At 42.4% G+C, this 17,909-nt stretch carries 14 protein-coding genes and 1 tRNA gene; 4 read left to right on the plus strand and 11 right to left on the minus strand.

Annotated elements, in window-relative coordinates:
* The coding region (locus tag CBI30_RS00005) for an IS3 family transposase (protein ID WP_143744329.1) at positions 1-471 on the plus strand (471 nt) is incomplete at its 5' end.
* 292 nt (positions 472-763) lie between these two features.
* Here the strand turns inward: CBI30_RS00005 and CBI30_RS00010 are convergent.
* A complete protein-coding gene (locus CBI30_RS00010) occupies positions 764-2,401 on the minus strand; it encodes an OFA family MFS transporter (protein WP_088526309.1) in 1,638 nt (545 codons plus the stop codon).
* 100 nt (positions 2,402-2,501) lie between these two features.
* Here CBI30_RS00010 and CBI30_RS00015 point away from each other — a divergent pair, with 100 nt between their 5' ends.
* Both CBI30_RS00015 and CBI30_RS00020 read left to right on the plus strand, forming a co-directional pair.
* Positions 2,502-2,927 (plus strand): universal stress protein, encoded by a 426-nt coding sequence (locus CBI30_RS00015; RefSeq protein WP_088526310.1) that lies wholly within the window; start codon positions 2,502-2,504, stop codon positions 2,925-2,927.
* Between the two features lie 67 nt (positions 2,928-2,994).
* Positions 2,995-5,487, plus strand: a complete 2,493-nt coding sequence (locus CBI30_RS00020; RefSeq protein ID WP_088526311.1) for a cation-translocating P-type ATPase — start codon at positions 2,995-2,997, stop codon at positions 5,485-5,487.
* A 312-nt stretch (positions 5,488-5,799) separates the two neighbouring features.
* On the opposite strand, the gene CBI30_RS00025 is transcribed toward CBI30_RS00020, so the two are convergent.
* The 7 genes from CBI30_RS00025 to CBI30_RS00055 all read right to left on the minus strand — a co-directional run bounded on the left by CBI30_RS00025 (position 5,800) and on the right by CBI30_RS00055 (position 13,306).
* Complete coding sequence (locus CBI30_RS00025; protein WP_206075505.1) at positions 5,800-6,921, minus strand: choloylglycine hydrolase family protein; 1,122 nt, start codon at positions 6,919-6,921, stop codon at positions 5,800-5,802.
* A 121-nt stretch (positions 6,922-7,042) separates the two neighbouring features.
* The gene (locus CBI30_RS00030; protein WP_088526312.1) at positions 7,043-7,903 is read right to left on the minus strand and encodes a Brp/Blh family beta-carotene 15,15'-dioxygenase; all 861 of its coding nucleotides are present in this window, start codon (positions 7,901-7,903) and stop codon (positions 7,043-7,045) included.
* Positions 7,900-9,063, minus strand: a complete 1,164-nt coding sequence (locus CBI30_RS00035; RefSeq protein ID WP_088526313.1) for a lycopene cyclase family protein — start codon at positions 9,061-9,063, stop codon at positions 7,900-7,902. The genes CBI30_RS00030 and CBI30_RS00035 overlap by 4 nt, the downstream gene beginning before the upstream one ends.
* Positions 9,053-9,997, minus strand: a complete 945-nt coding sequence (locus tag CBI30_RS00040; RefSeq protein ID WP_240553448.1) for a phytoene/squalene synthase family protein — start codon at positions 9,995-9,997, stop codon at positions 9,053-9,055. The genes CBI30_RS00035 and CBI30_RS00040 overlap by 11 nt, the downstream gene beginning before the upstream one ends.
* Position 9,998: 1 nt before the next feature.
* Positions 9,999-11,468, minus strand: coding sequence for a phytoene desaturase family protein (gene crtI, locus CBI30_RS00045; protein ID WP_088526315.1), 1,470 nt, complete (start codon positions 11,466-11,468; stop codon positions 9,999-10,001).
* A 10-nt stretch (positions 11,469-11,478) separates the two neighbouring features.
* On the minus strand, positions 11,479-12,444 hold the full coding sequence (locus CBI30_RS00050) for a polyprenyl synthetase family protein (protein WP_088526316.1): 966 nt from the start codon (positions 12,442-12,444) through the stop codon (positions 11,479-11,481).
* Between the two features lie 67 nt (positions 12,445-12,511).
* Positions 12,512-13,306, minus strand: a complete 795-nt coding sequence (locus CBI30_RS00055; protein WP_088526317.1) for a bacteriorhodopsin-like — start codon at positions 13,304-13,306, stop codon at positions 12,512-12,514.
* 152 nt (positions 13,307-13,458) lie between these two features.
* Between CBI30_RS00055 and CBI30_RS00060 the strand changes: the two genes are divergently transcribed.
* Positions 13,459-14,190 carry a hypothetical protein gene (locus CBI30_RS00060; RefSeq protein ID WP_143744331.1) on the plus strand — a complete coding sequence of 244 codons (732 nt, stop codon included), beginning with the start codon at positions 13,459-13,461 and terminating at the stop codon, positions 14,188-14,190.
* Between the two features lie 472 nt (positions 14,191-14,662).
* Here the strand turns inward: CBI30_RS00060 and CBI30_RS00065 are convergent, their stop codons facing one another.
* The 3 genes from CBI30_RS00065 to rpoD all read right to left on the minus strand — a co-directional run bounded on the left by CBI30_RS00065 (position 14,663) and on the right by rpoD (position 17,795).
* Positions 14,663-15,061 (minus strand): BLUF domain-containing protein, encoded by a 399-nt coding sequence (locus CBI30_RS00065; protein ID WP_088526319.1) that lies wholly within the window; start codon positions 15,059-15,061, stop codon positions 14,663-14,665.
* Positions 15,062-15,170: 109 nt separating this feature from the next.
* Positions 15,171-15,247, minus strand: a tRNA-Ile gene (locus CBI30_RS00070).
* A 13-nt stretch (positions 15,248-15,260) separates the two neighbouring features.
* Entirely contained in the window at positions 15,261-17,795 is a 2,535-nt protein-coding gene (gene rpoD, locus CBI30_RS00075) for an RNA polymerase sigma factor RpoD (RefSeq protein ID WP_088526320.1), read from the minus strand.
* Positions 17,796-17,909: the final 114 nt, after the last annotated feature.

The raw sequence follows: 17,909 nt of genomic DNA on the forward strand, positions 1-17,909 counted from the left end.
ACCGATGTCACCGAGTTCAACATCAAGGGCGAGCGAGTGTACTTATCACCGATCTTAGATCTGTATAACCAAGAGATCATCTCCTATGAGCTTGCTGATCGGCCGCAGATCAGCTCTGTAATGCAGATGCTAAAGAGCGCCTTCAAACGACTCAAGAATGAAGGCAGGCCAGTATTGCACTCCGACCAAGGCTGGCAATACCAAATGGGGCTGTATCAACAGGCCCTGCAAGAACAAGGCGTTACTCAAAGCATGTCTAGAAAAGGGAATTGCTTAGATAACGCCGTGATGGAGAACTGGTTTGGGATTATGAAAACTGAGTTCTTCTACCAACAAAAGTTTGACGATGTTCAATCATTTAAAACCCAGCTAAAGGAATATATCCATTACTACAACCATGATCGAATCAAACAAAAACTAAAGGGATTGAGCCCGGTAAATTACCGAACTCAATCCCTCGTGCTAACCTAACTAAACTGTCCAACTACTGGGGGTCAGTTCAACTCGGTTGGTATTTTTTCTGGTCAGTCCGCCAAACCTTGAATCTGGGGCCTAAAAGGCGGGAGTACTTGATCTACTAGTTTTATGGGCGCCTATTTCTTAAGCGGCCACACTGCACGAATCGAATTGATCGCATCTCGTCCCTGCATTTGGCCAATAGAATACCGATTATCCCAGCGTTACTTTAAGTAACGCTGATGGTGACGGGCCACTAATGAAATAAAGTAGGCCGTCGAAGATAGTTGAAATTACAAACTAACTTTTATACAAATAACTGCAATGCACTTTGGAACGTTTTGTAGGCCCCCCAAGCTAGAGGGATTCCAACCGCCATCCAAGCTAAGATAATTGTGGCGATAGAGGTGTGCTCATGACTACCTGATTCCTTAATAACAGAATCAAGAACCTTTTCATGGGCCAGCCTCTTCTCTTCAGCCAATTCAGCATCAGTCATAAACCACTGATCGGCTACTGGACGAATCATCAAGTTACAGATCAATCCAACCAACAACATTCCTGTCAGGATATACATTGTTTGGTTATATACCTGAGCTCTTGGTAAGCCTATGCTTAATTGATAATCGCGCATGTAGTTCACCACTACTGGCCCTAGAATACCTGCCGTAGCCCATGCAGTTAATAAGCGGCCATGAATTGCACCAACCATTTGTGAGCCAAATAAATCGGCAAGATAAGCTGGAACAGTAGCAAAGCCACCACCATATATACTCAAAATGATGCAGAAAGCACCCACGAATAAAGCGAGGCTGCCTGACTGTGCACTACTTGGAACGCTGCAGTACATTAAGCCGCCAAGCACAAAGAGCAATGCATAAGTCAGCTTACGCCCTAGTACGTCTGACAAACTTGCCCAGAAAAAACGACCGCCAATATTAAATAGGCTTAGTAGCGCAGTGAAACCTGCAGCTACGCCAGCAATAGCAGTGAGTTGCGCCTTATCTAATTCGGTAAAGGTTTTTTGAACGCCAATCAAGCTGCCGGCAAACACTTCTTGCAGCATTGGTGATGCCATGCCAATCAAGCCAATACCAGCAGACACGTTCATACATAGAACCATCCATACCAACCAGAACTGTGGAATGCCCCAAACTTTTTTCACATTAACGCTGCGCTTAGTAATCATGGCATTGTTGGTTTGTGCTACTGGTGGCGTCCAGCCAGGAGGTATCCAGTCACTCGCTGGGATTCGATAGCCAAATGCACCGGCCATCATGTATACAAAATAACCGAGGGCCATCACCACGAAGGTCTGCGCAACACCCACGCTAGTTGGAGTAGCAAAATACTTCATGAGGTTTGCGGCTAATGGTGAGCCAATCATCGCGCCACCACCAAACCCCATGATGGCCATACCGGTTGCCATACCTCGGCGATCAGGGAACCACTTAATGAGAGTGGAAACTGGAGAGATATAACCAAGACCCAAGCCAATCCCACCGATAACACCAGCCCCTAAAATCATCATCCAAAACTGGTGAAGGTGAATACCTAAGGCCGAGAACAGCATGCCGCCACACCAACAAATTGCAGAAACAGCACCTGCCTTACGAGGACCAGCACGCTCTAACCAACCACCCCACATTGCAGCAGCGCCGCCGAGAAAAACGAAGAATAATATATACATCCACCCTAAAGTGGATATTTCCCAGTCACAAGACCTTGTAAATAGTTGAGTAATAAAACCTGCATTAGGGGCGCATTTTATTGCTTCAGTTAAGCCTTTAGATACACCTAAAGCTTTAGATAGTGGCAACCAGAAAACAGAGAAACCATAAGCCATGCCAATGCATAAGTGAATTGCAAGTGCTGCTGGTGGCACAAGCCAGCGATTAAAGCCTGGGCCGGCAATTGTTCTTTCTTTTTCCAATAAATGAAACACGCTAGCACCCCTGAAATTAAAAATATACTGATAATGGCTTGTAAGTCTAGACCAATATAATTATATTTAATATATAGTTTTTATATTAAAAGAGGATCCCATGAAAATACTATTACCAATCGATGGCTCTAAATCATCTCTTAATGCAGCGAAGTATGTGGCCAAGTTGGCTAAAAATTCTCGCAACCCAACTACCGTTACTTTAGTTAGCGTTCATGACGATGCGGGACTTGGGCATGTCAAGCAATTCGTTGCTAAAAGCGTTATTGATGATTACTTACGAGAAGTAAGCGAGAAAGAGTTGAAAGCCGCACAAAAAGTGTTAGATACGGCTTGCGTTAAACACAATATGGCCATCCTGCGCGGGCATGTTGCTGAGGAAATCATGGCTTTAGCCAATAAAGATAAGGTTGACTTGATCGTTATGGGCGTAAAGGGGCGAGGTGGCATCTTGGATATTTTGATTGGGTCAGTTGCACAGCGAGTATCAAGCTTGGCGAAACAACCTGTTTTGTTAGTGAAGTAATCTCCCTAGATGGTCGCTGATCACGGCTATTTAAATTTTTCTCTTGCATAGCAAGGCAGTCATACGAATGCTATCAACCCCGCAGGGTCTTACGAAATCTCAAGTTAATCTGCTTCAAGTACAGCATGGATTTAATGAGCTTTTAGTCGCAGATAAAAAAACCGTTTTCAAGCTTCTTTTCCGTATTTTGTCTGAACCCACATTTGCCCTTCTATTGATGGCTGGGACACTTTATTTGGTAATCGGGAAAATAGATGACACGTTGATTCTGTTTGTATTCATTTTTATTTCGGTTGGCATCACATTCTTCCAAGAGCGAAAAAGTGAAAAAGCGATTGGCGCCCTTAAAGCGTTATCAAGCCCAAGAGCGATTGTCGTTAGGGATGGCATTACCCAAAGAATTGCCAGCAGAGATATTGTCGTTGGAGACATTCTCATTCTTGAAGAAGGCGACAGAATTCCTGCGGATGCCTTATTGCTTGAATCCCATGACCTACTTGTCGATGAATCATTATTAACTGGCGAGTCTGAACCAGTTAAAAAGGATGAAGCTAATCATGTTCACGCTGGATGCATGGTTGTTCGCGGTGGAAGCATAGCCCAAGTCACCGCAATAGGCATGCAAACCGAACTAGGCAAGATCGGTGACAGTCTTAAACAAATTATTAATGTAAATAGCCCACTGCAAGATGATATTAAGATCTTGATTAAAAGATTTATGATTTTTGGAGTCGCGCTCTCCATCATTGTTTTAATCATCTATGGATTAATACATGACAACTGGCTTGAAGGTGCGCTAACTGCTATTAGCTTAACAATGGCGTTACTGCCTGAAGAATTCACAGTAATTCTGACGGTATTTATGGCGCTTGGGGTTTGGAGAATATCCCGCCAAAAAGTGCTTACGAGGTATGCGCCCGTCATTGAAACGCTAGGGAGTATCACTGCCCTATGTGTTGATAAGACTGGCACCCTCACGCTCAATACGATGTCTCTTGAGGCGCTTGCCACGCCCGAGGGCATATTGATACTGCGCCAGAAAGATAGCCTTATAAATCTAGCGCAAAGAGAGCTTTTAAGTTATTGCATACTTGCAAGCGCGGTAAAACCTTTTGATCCTATGGAGAAAGCATTTCATGAGAAAAGCTATCTCGTTCCTGAATATCAAAATTTATACGGCGATTATGAATTAGTTCATGAATATGGATTATCAGCTGAACTTCCGGCCATGACCCATCTTTGGCGGACACAAAACTCAAATGAATGCATAGTTGCAATTAAGGGTGCTCCAGAGGTAGTTCTAAAGCGATGCAACTTAACGCAAACTCAGAAAGCAGTAATTGAGAGGCAAATAGAAGATCTTGCATCCCAAGGCTTACGTTTACTCGGCATTGCAAAATCCCAATACATAAAGCACCTCTCAGCTTGGCCAGATACTTTAGAGTCTTTTGAATTTACTTGGCTCGGTCTTGTGGGTCTGAAGGATCCAATACGGGAAGAGGTACCAGCATCTATTCAGAAATGTCATAAGGCTGGTATTCGCGTCATTATGATTACCGGGGATCACACCATTACAGCACAAGCGATTGCAAAACAGGCTGGGATTGATAGCTCTAAGGTTCTATCAGGTAGCGATATCGATCATTTAAGTGATCTTGAACTCCGCGAAGTAGTAAAGAAGATCTCTGTATATGTACGAATTAAGCCCACTGCAAAATTGAGGCTCGTACAGGCATTACAGGCCAATAATGAAGTTGTCGCTATGACGGGTGACGGAGTAAACGATGCGCCAGCCCTAAAGGCTGCTCATGTTGGAATTGCTATGGGGCAACGAGGTACAGATGTGGCTAGAGAGGCCGCATCACTTGTGCTATTAAATGATGATTTTTCATCCATAGTCAATACCATTCAACAGGGAAGACAAATCTACGACAACTTGCATAAGGCCATTATTTATGTAGTTGCTATTCATATACCCATGGCTGGAGCCGTCTTTATCCCGATTATTTTTGGAATACCTCCAATCTTAGACCCAATACATATTGTTTTTTTACAAATGGTAATCGATCCAGCTTGTGCGATTGTTTTTGAAATGGAAGCTCCTGAGAGCAATGTGATGCTAAAGCCACCCAGAAGCATCAATCAAAAACTCTTCAGCATAAAAAATATTTCAATGGCTTTATTCCAAGGAGCGGGATTAACCTTCATTGTTATTGGTATTTATCTCACACTCTTGCATATGAATTACTCCCATGCAGTTAGCACCACTCTATCATTTGGCTGTCTAGTACTTGGTAATATCTCATTAATTATTGTTAGTAGATCTAAGAATGATCACTTCTTCAAAATTTTACAAAAAACTAATCCATCACAAAAATGGATTATCGGTATTGGGATTATCTCGTTTGGATTTCTAGTTACAATTCCATTTCTTCGTGAGCGGTTTCAATTCGCCGAGCCTTCACTTGAGGGCGCCCTAGTAATTTTCGCTTCTGGATTTGTAGGATTGGTTTGGTACGAGTTGGTTAAATTAACCTACAGAAGAAAATGGCTTGGGTAGAAATAAATACCCAATAACTTTTTCTGTCCAAAAGCAAACCTCTCACCGTCATTTAAAGTAACCCCCAAAATACAACACCCCCACCATTTGCAACGAGGGTTTACTTTTCTGGTGGACGCACCAGGACTTTAACCCGGGGCCAAAGAATTATTAGAGCAGGAGATCAGGATAGAGCTTCATAAACAGGAGATTTGCAGGCAGTCAAAGCAGTGTGTAGTGTTATATGAAGGGCATTACATCAATAATATGCAAAGCCTATGCCCGTTATTAATCACCAAAGAAAAACCACCCGAAGGTGGTTTCTGAAAAATCTTATTTCAAGAGTTCCGCTGTTAAGTCATTTTGTGGGTATGGCAATTTATCAATCTGCCAAGTCTTTGACTTTCCAGATTTAAACACCTGATTAAGATCAATTTCTATGAAGTTTGTGCGATTTGCATAGTTTGCAATTTTCATTCGGTTATTTTTTAAGTCCTTCAAATTAACCCACTGTGTGTAATCAGAAAAAACTTGTTTGCCATCTGTAGACCGAGCAACACCCACTGGAATATCAACGTTATTTAAAAGATGTCCGGCTAACTGAAAGGCGTCAATACTATTATTGGGCTTATATGCAAATTGCTTGAGATAAGCCTGCCTTACAAATCGCGAGGGTGGCGTGTAATCTGCAGGCATTCCAACTAAGCCGCCTCCTTGGCCTAACTCAGTAACGTTTGTTCCATTGATGGTGACCGATGACGTTGCGGTAGATGTAAGTGATAGATAGTTTCTGACATTATTAATATGCCAGTCATAGGTTGGTGAGTTAGTCAACACGCCGGCCACATTGTCATGAATCATCATTTGACCCTTAACAAATTCCACAACAATACTGTCACCACTGCGATCTGTTAACACGTAATGTATCCAGGGTGGAGTTGGGATGCCCTTAACTTCACTTGGGTCGTACCATACTTTATATTTTGGAATTTCAGCTCGCGCCTCTTTTACCGACCCAAACATTCCTAAAATAAAACCTCCAAAATTGATTACTGAGACGTATTTCTTATCTTGTGGAGTTACAGTTTGATATTCAGTAAAACCTGGTAAGAAATTGCCACTTATGGCAAGCCCCAGCTCATTTTGCCCCTCCAGATATGCTGGAGATCCCTGCAAAACTCCTGGCGCTATAGCAGCAAATGCATACTTGCTAGATAAATTTGTTGCAGGCAGCTTCATTGAAGCTGGTGCAGTCATTGATATGGTTGATCCCTTAGGATTTGCAACTAGCTCCCACTTCATATCAAAAGCCCACTCCATCGTCCTGCCGGCAACAACAGAACCATCCTTTGCTACTACATTAACAGCAGTGCATGCGTCACTCACTAGCGGGCTAAGGGCTAGAGTCGCTGATACTGATGCTGAAATTATTTTTTTGATCATTTCCCGTTTCATTAGCAATCCTTAAATGTAGGTGGAATAGTGCCGTAAAAAATCATAACATTTATGACTATTTGAGGCTATTAAATACTCGGGAGGGTCTTTGATGCCTCAAGTAATCCATCAAATAACTCACTTATAAGCGATAAGAAACCCGATCAATGAGAAGCATATGGGGCACCGTTAAGGCTGCTAAACCGACAAATATAAATCTCAGCAATTTTTCATAATTAGGTAAATCAGGCAAATAATGCCAGCCCAATACTGCCATGAAAAGAACGCCCAACATCGGCGCCATGGAAATAAAACTCAAGCGCATGAATGTGGCGTCTGCATAGTCTTTAGTCCGTAAAATATGCCTCACACTATGCATGCCACAAAAATAGACTGTAAATGCAATCAATGGAGGCGCAAAAGTTGATAAAAGACTGACTGCCAGAATCTCCAAGCCAACAACCCAATCCCTTACAAGCCCAAGATAGATGCTGATAAGACTGCCTATTAGCCAAGGCCAAGCTAACAAATGTAAAAAGTTTGTAATCTGTAAACCAGTATTTGAATCAAGAATTGCAGAGAAAAGATCTTGCATCTCATTAAAGTGAAAGATTGTGGGCAGAGCAATTATTGAGCCGCCATATATAAGCCTAGTGATTTTAGATATTTTTCCACTCAAATCTCTAGAAAAATGCATCATGGAGCAGACTAAAAAACTAGCCATAAAAAACAATGGCAACTGCCACCATACCAAAACGACTATTACTGACAAGGTGATATAAATAAAGATGAACTTTGACCAATCTTTCAAGCCTTTTAAGAAGTACAGTTTTTGAGCAAACACTGGATCTAGTGCTCCGTGAGGGACTCCCAGGAAGAAAATCAAGGCGGCCAAAATATATAACAAAGAAGTGGGGGTTTGTTGGGGCAGAAATACCGAAATTAAGGCAATAAAAATAGTTATCAAACTAAAAACGAGGCCCTGTATCTGAATTTTATTCATTGGTTACTTGAAAAGCTAAAAACATCTTTGAGGAAAGGGGCTGCTGGCAAAGCCTTCACAATGGCAAGATAATCTAGTAAGCGCCCTCTGTCTGATAAGAATCGCACTAATTTCCTGCCATCTACTTTGGTAAATAAATCCAAGAATAGCCCTGGTCCTAATTCTGGATTGTTACGAATGACATTGAGAAATACGTCATCCATTTTTCTCAGCAGGAAAGAATCTTTTGCATGGTTGATTGGCAAACCACTTTTAGAAAAAGAGTTTGCACACTGAACAGCCCACTCCTGAATTCTTTGAAATGCATATCCAGTTGCAGGTCTTGCAGCTCCCGCTGTTAACCCTGCATGAACATAAGTAGAATGAGTGCGAGTAGCATTCACAATGTCATTGCCAGTGTGAAGTCCCATGGGAATAAGCCCGAACTCTTTTCTCAATATTGTGAAATTTTTTCCATCAAGATATCGGGCTACCGACTCATCAAGCCTGCTTACCAAATCATCTTGAATATAAGGTCGCTTAGCAAACACCGTAAACTCAATTAATGCCCTCTTTTCTGATTGTGGCAATACATAGTTAAATCCGACAAACTCTGAGTTAGCCTTATAAAAATCCATTAGAGTTGCAGTAGTAGGATCAAATATAGCTTGCTCACATTCAATTTCATACCCGAAGAATGATTGCCACAGTTTGGCTCCCCTAACTGCACTGAGTACTTTAGGACGAGTATCCACTACAGATTTAGCCCGCAGGAGACCGAATGAGGTTTCAAATTGCCACCAGCCTTGGTGAAATTCAGGCTCATTTAATAATGCTGCATCCATCCTTAGTTCGATCAATGAATTAAGTCCAATTGCTTGATGCGCACTGTCGTAAAAAATTTGGGAAGCCAGCATTTGATAGGGGGCAAAAGAGCACTCCAAAGCAATCTTCTTTTTTTCTGATTGCACTAGCAATTTAGTCCATTGATGATTTGCTAGATCAGAATGAGTATTACCTTGCTGCCCCCAAAAACACCAAGTTCGATCATTTTCATACACTTTTCTCTGCTCCAATAAAAGCGTTTTTGGAGCCCCCTCCCCCATTTTGGCTAACTGCACCCCCAAACTGAGGCCAGCACAACCAGCACCAATAATGATTAAATCTAGGTCAGCTTGCATAATTTTTCAGTGAGCTTAATACGGGAGAGCTTTGACTGAATAAGGCCCTGTGAAGATTGGCATCGTGTTTTTTGGGATGACGCCAAAAATTCAAGGTGAACAATATCGAGATTAAAGCTTTGAAGGTAACCACTATCTTTCTTGGAGTTGATACCACAATGCGGCGATGCCAATATTCATAATCTTGGTTTTTAAGCTCCACACCGATTTCTCTATACACTCGCGCCGCTACTAAAATAGATAATCTTGCTTGTAGCGGTAGATAAGCGAGACCCATTTCGCCACTAGCATAATATTTTTCAGCACAATTGAGCAAATTAGCGACGGCATCTTTCACTAAATTCTCTTGCTGCGCATTGGGATGAATGAGTGAAATCGGCTCTAGATCCCTCACTAAATTGGTGGGAATGTAGCGTCGATTAGCTAAAGCATCGACTTTTATATCGCGGCAAATATTAGTGAGCTGCATTGCAATGCCTAGATCAATTGCAAATGGATAAGCAACTTCATCGTGCGTATCCAATGCTTTGCTCATCATCAACCCAACCGTTCCTGCAACCTGGTAGCAGTATCTTAATAAGGCGCCTTGATCTTCCACTCTGACTAATTGAGTGTCGGACTCTACTCCTGCAATTAAATCTAAAAGGATCACTTTATCAATCTGGCATTCATTGAGAAGACCCACACCATCAAGCAATATTTCGTTGTCCGAATGTCTTAAGCTAATTGCATTTCTTGCATCTAACAACTTTTTCCTAGAAGCTTCTACTGAATTTTCCTCGTCTCCCAGATCATCGATATAACGACACAAACGATATAAACGTGTCGCACGATCTGCATGAATTTTTCCCAGCAAACGACGAGCCCAATGAAAACTTCTTCCCTTGTTGGCAAGCACACTGTCAGCGCTGGAGAAATTTGATTGAGTAGCCACTTTATTTAACACTTGGGATCAGAGAGTCAATCACTTTAGCTGAAGAAATTACGCCAGGTAATCCCGCTCCGGGGTGCGTTCCTGCCCCAACTACATACAGGTTCTGCAATCCTTCTGCACGATTATGAAAACGAAACCAGGCAGACTGACTGAATATGGGGGCAATTGAAAATCCTGCGCCATGCTCACTCAAATAGTTTGTCTCAAAATCTTTTGGTGTCTTATAAAAATCTTCAGTAATGGTTTGCGCTAAATTTGGCAAGATTGTTTTATCAAGAGCTTTTATTATTTGATCTCGTAATTTTGGGCCTTCAATTGCCCAGTTTTGACCACCTAATAAGTTTGGTACTGGACATAGTACATAGAAACTGTCGCAGCCCGATGGGGCAAAACTAGGGTCCGTTGCTGTGGGACGATGTAAATAGAGAGAAAAATCCTCAGATAAAACCTTGTGATCAAAGATATCCTCGAGCAATTCTTTGTAGCGCTTCCCAAGCCAAATGGTATGGTGAGCAACATCAGGGTATGTCTGCGTTGTCCCAAAGTAAAGCACAAAGAGGCCCATGGAAAATTGAGGTTTCTTTGACTTAAGGCGGGTCATAAAAGACTGTTTCTTTGGTTCAATCATGTGGCGATATAAATGCACAGGATCAGCATTTGAAACAACTATATCGGCAGTTAATATTTTGCCGCTTTCTAATATCACTCCTTTAACGCAAGCATCTTCAATTATCAAAGACTTCACCGTCTTTCCTAACTGAAGATCAATGCCTTGTCGAATCATCAAATTTTCGAGCGCCGCAATGATGGCGCTTGTTCCGCCCATGGCAAAGTGAACCCCGTAAGCGCGCTCTAGATAATGAATTAAGCCATAAATACTTGTTGTATTAAATGGATTGCCGCCCACCAACAAAGGCTGAATAGAAAAGGCCTGACGCAGTTTGTCATTTTTTAGATATCCAGTGACTAGTTGCCAAACTGTTTTATAACTTTGCAGACGCACTAGTCTTGGAATTTGCTTTAGCATGACCCAGAAGCTATCAAAAGATTGGGCTGACAATTGGGTAAAACCCACATCGAAGATGCGCTTAGAATGCTCTAGTAATCTCAGATAACCATCACAGTCACTTGGTTCAATTCTCTTAATTTCCGCTAGCGTTTCCTCCAGACTGCCGCCATAGTCAAAATGCTCACCATCAGCATAAACAAAGCGATACCAAGGCTGCAGAGGGACTAAATTAATATAATCAGAAAGCTGCTCGTCAAAGAGCTCAAAGAGCTCCTCAAATAAAAAAGGAGCTGTAATAACAGTAGGTCCCGCATCATGGCGAAAGCCCTTGCGCTCAAAAGATTGAGCTCTCCCCCCTAATTGCTCACAGCGATCAATTACGGTGACTTTATAGCCTTTAGCTCTGAGGCGTAAAGCACTAGCAATGCCTCCAAATCCTGCGCCGATTACTATGGCGTGCATATCTTTCTCTCTATGAATGAATTGCCTTTACCAGATTACTAATATTTTTAGTACATTCTTCTAAAAGCTGACCCGATTGCGCTGGTAACTGAACTAAACAAAGCTGAGATCTTTCGAGGTGCGTAATTGCAATATCTTTAGAGATAACAACGGGATCACAAGAAATATCTAAGCCCCGATTCAAATGTTCAAATATCGAGATGATATTAAGTCGATCTCCTCCATCTGCTGCCTGGCCAGAATCTGTTGAAATATCTCGCACGTCATCATATATCTGGAATCCTACTGCAAAATCTCTGCAGGCCTGACGCGCAATAGGCATACTTTGATGATGACCGCCGAGCAACAATACAAACTCCAATGGCAGACTTAATAAAGCCCCTGATTTAGCCATCACTATCTCAAGATAAGATTCAAGCGTCATCTGATCTAGCGTAGTAGATAAATCCGCAGACTGCCCATGGCTTGCTTGAGACACCCTCTGATGCATTATTTGAATCATTTGAGGCAATAAATCAGTTTTACTTATCAAAGCAAGAGCTGCGTAGGCAGTCGACAGATAATAATCTCCACAGCTAATTGCTGTATTGCCTCCAAACTTGCTCCAGACCGATTCTTGACCTCGGCGGAATTGATCCCCATCTTGAAGATCATCGTGAATTAACGAGGCGTTATGCAATAACTCAACAGCAGATGCTATACAAATACAGTCATTCTCACTTAAGCCAATAGCTTGCCCCGCACTCAAGGCAAGACAAGCTCGCAGCCTTTGCCCCCCAGAACTAAGGTGATGCTCAATTGCCTCATTCAAAATAGCAGAGCCATCTACATTCATCTCAAAGCCACTCACTAGGGCCTCCGTCATGTAGTCCTCAACTTTTTCCAATAAAGCATCTGGTTTGCTAATTAAATAGCTTGGAGTTGCCTCTTCAGCTAAGAAGCTACTCTGAATCTCTAGTTGAACGTTATAAGTCACTTTATTTCAGCCTAAGAAAAAAAATCTCCGGCATTAACCGGAGATTTTTAGATAAAGAACAAAACGATTAGTGCTTCGCTTCTGATTCAGTAACAGCAACACTCCAAATAATTAAACCAAATGCAATCTTATTTAAGACGTCAGCTAGGTTGTAAATAATATTAAGTAAGCCAGCACTATCTGCAGGGCTACTACCTGTAAGGTAGCCAACGTAGTAACCAATAGGATAGATTGCCCAACCGATGGTCACGATCCAGCGCATTGTTTTAAACGCTGACTGAACTGAAGCTGGAGCACTATTTGAATTAATCTTGCCGGCTTCACCCGCAAAGATCTCATACAAAATGTATGCCCAACCAACCATACCGATGATAAATGCAGGCCACAAAGCTAGGTAGCCAGCTTCGCCTAAGTACCCGCCTACGAGCATTACGAGAGTACCAATCATCAAGCGCCAGAAAACACCTGCTGGAACTTTAGCGATTGCTGACAGGATGAGATAAAACTCAATCATCAACAAAGGTACTGTAATTAACCAGTCAATATAACGATACACCGTTGGTGTTGATCCTGTTTCTACCCAGACTTCACGCATATAGAAGTAGTGCACTGCAGCAACTAAAGTGACAAGGCCAGAAACAGTTAATGATGTTTTCCATTTAGGCGAGACGCGGTCTCTTTCTAAGAAGAAGAAGGCAGTTGAAGCAACCAAGGCCATTGAAATCAACCAAAAGGTAATACCAACAAAATCATTTGGCTTCAAAACAGCAGAGGATGCCCAAACCGGTGAACTAGTAAGGGCTAATCCGAGACAAGACCCCAATACGACTTTTAACTTATTCTCTATATGATTCAATTCCATAACTTCTCCTTGAAAATTTTTTTCATTTTGTAATGCTGTTTTTGATTTTAAGTAGTCTCTTTTTTAAATTTGCCTACTTAAAGTGGGCAAATTTAAAAAAGGAGAAAGCTTCAACTAATGTAGGGTTTCTACCAATCACTTAAAGGTTCAATGTGAACAATCGTTTAAAAACAACTGAACTATTTTCAATAGCATTTAGGCTGGGCCTGCAAAAACAGTATGGGGAAGTCCCATCATCCAATTTTATTTCGATGCAATTTAATCTTCGAGCACATGGGACTAGTGTTGTCGGTCGCGAAACTGCCAGAAAGTGGTCCAATGGAATAGCATTTCCCTCTCCAAGCCATTTATTCATCCTAATTAAATGGCTCAAACTAAACCCCAGCGATTTTCTAGTCGAATTAATGGAGAGCAATAAACCTGACTCTTTTCGTTTAAACCCTGCAATAAACTCCAATCAGAAAAATAAGGTTTGCGCCCAACAAATATTAGACTCGCTTAGCTTGCAAATTGCTGTAACCAACTCTAACGGAGAGATTGTTCAAGTTAATAAATCATGGCGTAAATTTTCTGCTTCTAATTCTAAAATTCCGGATGAAAATTTTTTCTTAGGATATAACTATCTAAAAGTATGCGAAAACGCTGTAGGCTCTGGGACACAAACTGCTAGGGACATGGCATTAGGTATCCGCAATGTACTCAAAGGCGAGCTAGAAGACTTTGCCGTTAAGTATCTTTGCCACTCTCCCAATAAGAAACGCTGGTTTATTGGGAGAGTCGCTCCTTTAAAGACTGAAGATGCCATCTTTGCAGTGATTAGTCATGAATCTATCTCTGAGAAAAATTATTTGAAAATAGAGTTTGATGAAGTATCTTCAGCATGACGCTAATTGCTTGAGACTTTGTAGAACTCCAAATCAAGAAGCGCTTCATTGCTCCACTGCCTAATTTATACATTTATTGGGGCTGCAATGGAAGGTGTGTGGAGATTACTCGCACTTGGCGGCACAAACAAACGACCGAGGAATTTCTCACTCAGCTGTTGATTTAATTGGTGAATCCACCAGGACTTGAACCTGGTACCAAAGGATTATGAGAGCAGGCAACCAAAGAAAATCATCAGGATTTCAAGAGGTTACGCCTCCTATTTACCGGTGTGTGAGCGTATGCGTGACTAATTTAACGAGATCAGAAGAAACGCTTACTCACTCTTTGGTTTTCAAAATCAAATAGCTTTGGAGTAATGACCTAAAAACCTCATTGCCCCAAACCGCAATATGAGTAACAGGCATTACTTTAAGTAACACTTGTAAAATCCATCATCGACGATGAGATTTAAATTGAGTCCAGCGAGAACTAGCCGCCGTCCCTCAAAGCAACCAATAACGGGTGATCTACCGGAAAATCAACATCCTCAATAGCGGCGCTAACATCTGGCAAGGTTTTAGCAATTTCTTCATTTCCTTGGAAAACCATTGTCCATTTACTAAAGCTGCGCTCGCTTATGTGTTTAGATTCTATTAAGCGGACATTTTTGTGTCGGGTATCTTTTTGAATTTTTTGCCATAAGACTTCAATATCCATTTCAAGTCCTTCAATCACTTGACCAAATTTATTATTCTCATAAATGAGCGCGCCAGTAATACCTGAGGCTTGGTTATTGGAATACGAGTGATATAAGAGCCTCATCAAGCCCAAAAATGACATATTTTGCGCTGGTTCACTCACGTAAGTTAATTCGATTAGCTGAGACATCTTCCAATACTAGAGGGCTCGTATATCGATTGCTCTAGGCATTTACCCCCAGCGTTACTTTAAGTAACGCTCAAAAAAATACCAACCCGAAGGTTGGTATTTTCATTTCTGGTGGGCCCACCAGGACTTGAACCTGGGACCAAAGGATTATGAGTCCTCTGCTCTAACCAACTGAGCTATAGGCCCGTTAGTCTTTGGATCAATCCTCTTCGAGGAAGGTCTTGAGTTTGTCGCTACGACTTGGATGACGCATCTTTCTCAAAGCCTTGGCTTCAATCTGACGAATACGCTCACGCGTTACATCAAACTGCTTACCTACTTCTTCGAGGGTATGGTCTGTGCTCATCTCAACACCAAAGCGCATGCGCAATACTTTTGCTTCGCGTGGTGTTAATGAGTCCAATACATCTTTTACGACGTCGCGCATGGACTCATGCAATGCCGCTTCTGCTGGAGCCAATGTATTGCTATCTTCAATGAAGTCACCCAAATTGGAGTCTGCATCGTCACCAATCGGTGTTTCCATCGAGATTGGCTCTTTAGCAATCTTCATAATCTTGCGAATTTTGTCTTCAGGAATTTCCATCTTGAGAGCCAAGGTTGCAGCATCTGGCTCATGACCAGTTTCCTGCAAGATTTGACGGCTAATACGGTTCATCTTATTGATCGTTTCAATCATATGAACTGGGATGCGGATCGTACGTGCTTGGTCAGCAATCGAACGGGTAATTGCCTGACGGATCCACCAAGTTGCATAAGTAGAAAACTTATAACCACGACGGTATTCAAACTTATCTACCGCCTTCATCAATCCGATATTGCCTTCTTGAATCAAATCCAAAAACTGCAAACCACGGTTGGTGTATTTCTTAGCAATCGAGATAACCAAACGTAAGTTGGCTACTGTCATCTCACGCTTCGCTTCACGTGCACGCTTCTCGCCTGCGATCATTTGCTTGTTCACTTCTTTTAATTCTGGAAGTGGCAATACAACGCGAGTCTGAATATCAATTAACTTCTGCTGAAGTTCTTGAATTGCTGGAACGTTGCGTTGCAATAGCGCTGTGTATGGCTTGTTTTCTTTGAGTAACTTGTTTGTCCACTCTAAGTTCATCGACATCTTAGGAAAGTCTTTTAATACTTCACCACGGTTCACGCCCACCTTATCAACTAATAAACTCACAATACCGCGCTCGAGTTTCCATACTTGGTCTACCTGTGAACGCATGGTGTCACACAACTTCTCAACACTCTTTGCGGTCAAGCGGAAACCAAGTAACTCACCACGAATCGCCTCTTGCGCTTTGATATAAGCTGGGCAGTTATAGCCCTCTTTATCAAAGGCACGACGCATCTTGTCAGCTTGCGTACGAACAATCGCAAACTTCTCTAAAGAGATTTGCTTTAATTCTTCTAATTGCTTAGCGTTAGCTGTAGCCGCACCGCCACCGCCGCTGCCTTCGTCCTCAGCGCCTTCTTCGTCACCCTCTTCTGCATCAGGGTCAACTTCTGGCTCTTCAGGTCCTAGCTTGATATCTTCCGCATTAGGATCAACCAATCCATCTACAAATTGATCGATTTCCATCTCACCACTGGCGATCTTATCTACGTTAGCAAGAATCTCACTGATCGTGACAGGGCAGGCAGCTAAAGCCATCACCATGTCTTTAAGACCAGCTTCAATCTTCTTCGCAATCACGATCTCGCCTTCGCGAGTCAGCAAATCAACGGTGCCCATCTCGCGCATATACATACGCACTGGATCGGTTGTACGACCAAACTCTGAATCAACAGTAGCTAAAGCGGCTTCTGCTTCTTCTTCGGCCTCTTCTTCAGAAGTTGTTGCTGAAGCATTTTCATTAAGCAGCAATGTTTCGGCATCAGGGGCTTGCTCGTAAACAGTAATGTTGATGTCATTTAAGAGGCTAATCAGCGTTTCTAATGCATCAGCATCAGACAACTCATCTGACATCACGTCATTCATTTCACCATGAGTTAAGTAACCCTTGGACTTACCCATCTTGATCAATGTCTTCAGACGAGTACGGCGTAATTCTTGCTGCTCTTCAGAGCCCAACTGTTGTGCTGCGAATTCTTTTAAGAGCGCCTTTTCTTTTGCCTTACGCTCACGCGCTTTTTGACGATCCGTCAAAACTGGTTCAGCACCTTCAGCAGGAGCATCAGCCTTTGGCTTGCGTCCTTTTTTAACTTCTTCAGTCGCTACAACCTCAATTTCAACGACCTTAGCTTTTTTGCCTTTAGCTTCCTTGGTATCTTTTTCTACTTCAGCTTTTGGAGCAGCAGCTTTACCTTTTTTAGGCGCATCCACTTTAACTTCTGGCTTTACAGCCGCTTTTACGACTGGCTTAGCTGCTTTTACTGGTGCTTTTGCCGCAACCTTAGCTGCCGGCTTGGCTGGCGCCTTCACTACTTTTGCAACTGGCTTGGTAGGAGCCTTCGCTTTGGCGACTGGTTTAGCTGGAGCCTTCACTGCTTTTGCAACCACTTTAGCAACTGGTTTAGCGTTCACGGCTGGTTTGGCTGGAGCCTTCGCTTTGGCGACTGGCTTGGTTGGTGCTTTCACCGCTTTTGCAACCGCCTTAGCAACTGGTTTAGCTGGTGCCTTAGCTTTCACAATTGGCTTGGCAGGAGCCTTCGCTTTTACGACTGGCTTGGCTGCTTTTGCTGGTGCTTTGGCGGCTGGTTTAGCTGGTTTTTTCTTGATATTTGGCATTTATTAGCACTTACTCACATTACTGATGATTGATCACGACTGATTAAGCACAGCCTCGTTGTCCACTTGCCCCAAATTTCTTCAAAATAAAGCGCAAGTGGCTGAATTAAATCG

Source organism: Polynucleobacter aenigmaticus, assembly GCF_002206635.1.
GTDB classification, from domain to species: domain Bacteria; phylum Pseudomonadota; class Gammaproteobacteria; order Burkholderiales; family Burkholderiaceae; genus Polynucleobacter; species Polynucleobacter aenigmaticus.

Bases quoted from the DNA above. Each gene is read 5' to 3' on its own strand.
- CBI30_RS00015 (WP_088526310.1), top strand. From the start codon at position 2,502: ATGAAAATACTATTACCAATCGATGGCTCTAAATCATCTCTTAATGCA.
- CBI30_RS00020 (WP_088526311.1), top strand. From the start codon at position 2,995: ATGCTATCAACCCCGCAGGGTCTTACGAAATCTCAAGTTAATCTGCTT.
- CBI30_RS00025 (WP_206075505.1), bottom strand. From the start codon at position 6,921: ATGAAACGGGAAATGATCAAAAAAATAATTTCAGCATCAGTATCAGCG.
- CBI30_RS00055 (WP_088526317.1), bottom strand. From the start codon at position 13,306: ATGGAATTGAATCATATAGAGAATAAGTTAAAAGTCGTATTGGGGTCT.
- CBI30_RS00035 (WP_088526313.1), bottom strand. From the start codon at position 9,063: ATGCAAGCTGACCTAGATTTAATCATTATTGGTGCTGGTTGTGCTGGC.
- CBI30_RS00030 (WP_088526312.1), bottom strand. From the start codon at position 7,903: ATGAATAAAATTCAGATACAGGGCCTCGTTTTTAGTTTGATAACTATT.
- rpoD (WP_088526320.1), bottom strand. From the start codon at position 17,795: ATGCCAAATATCAAGAAAAAACCAGCTAAACCAGCCGCCAAAGCACCA.
- crtI (WP_088526315.1), bottom strand. From the start codon at position 11,468: ATGCACGCCATAGTAATCGGCGCAGGATTTGGAGGCATTGCTAGTGCT.
- CBI30_RS00065 (WP_088526319.1), bottom strand. From the start codon at position 15,061: ATGTCTCAGCTAATCGAATTAACTTACGTGAGTGAACCAGCGCAAAAT.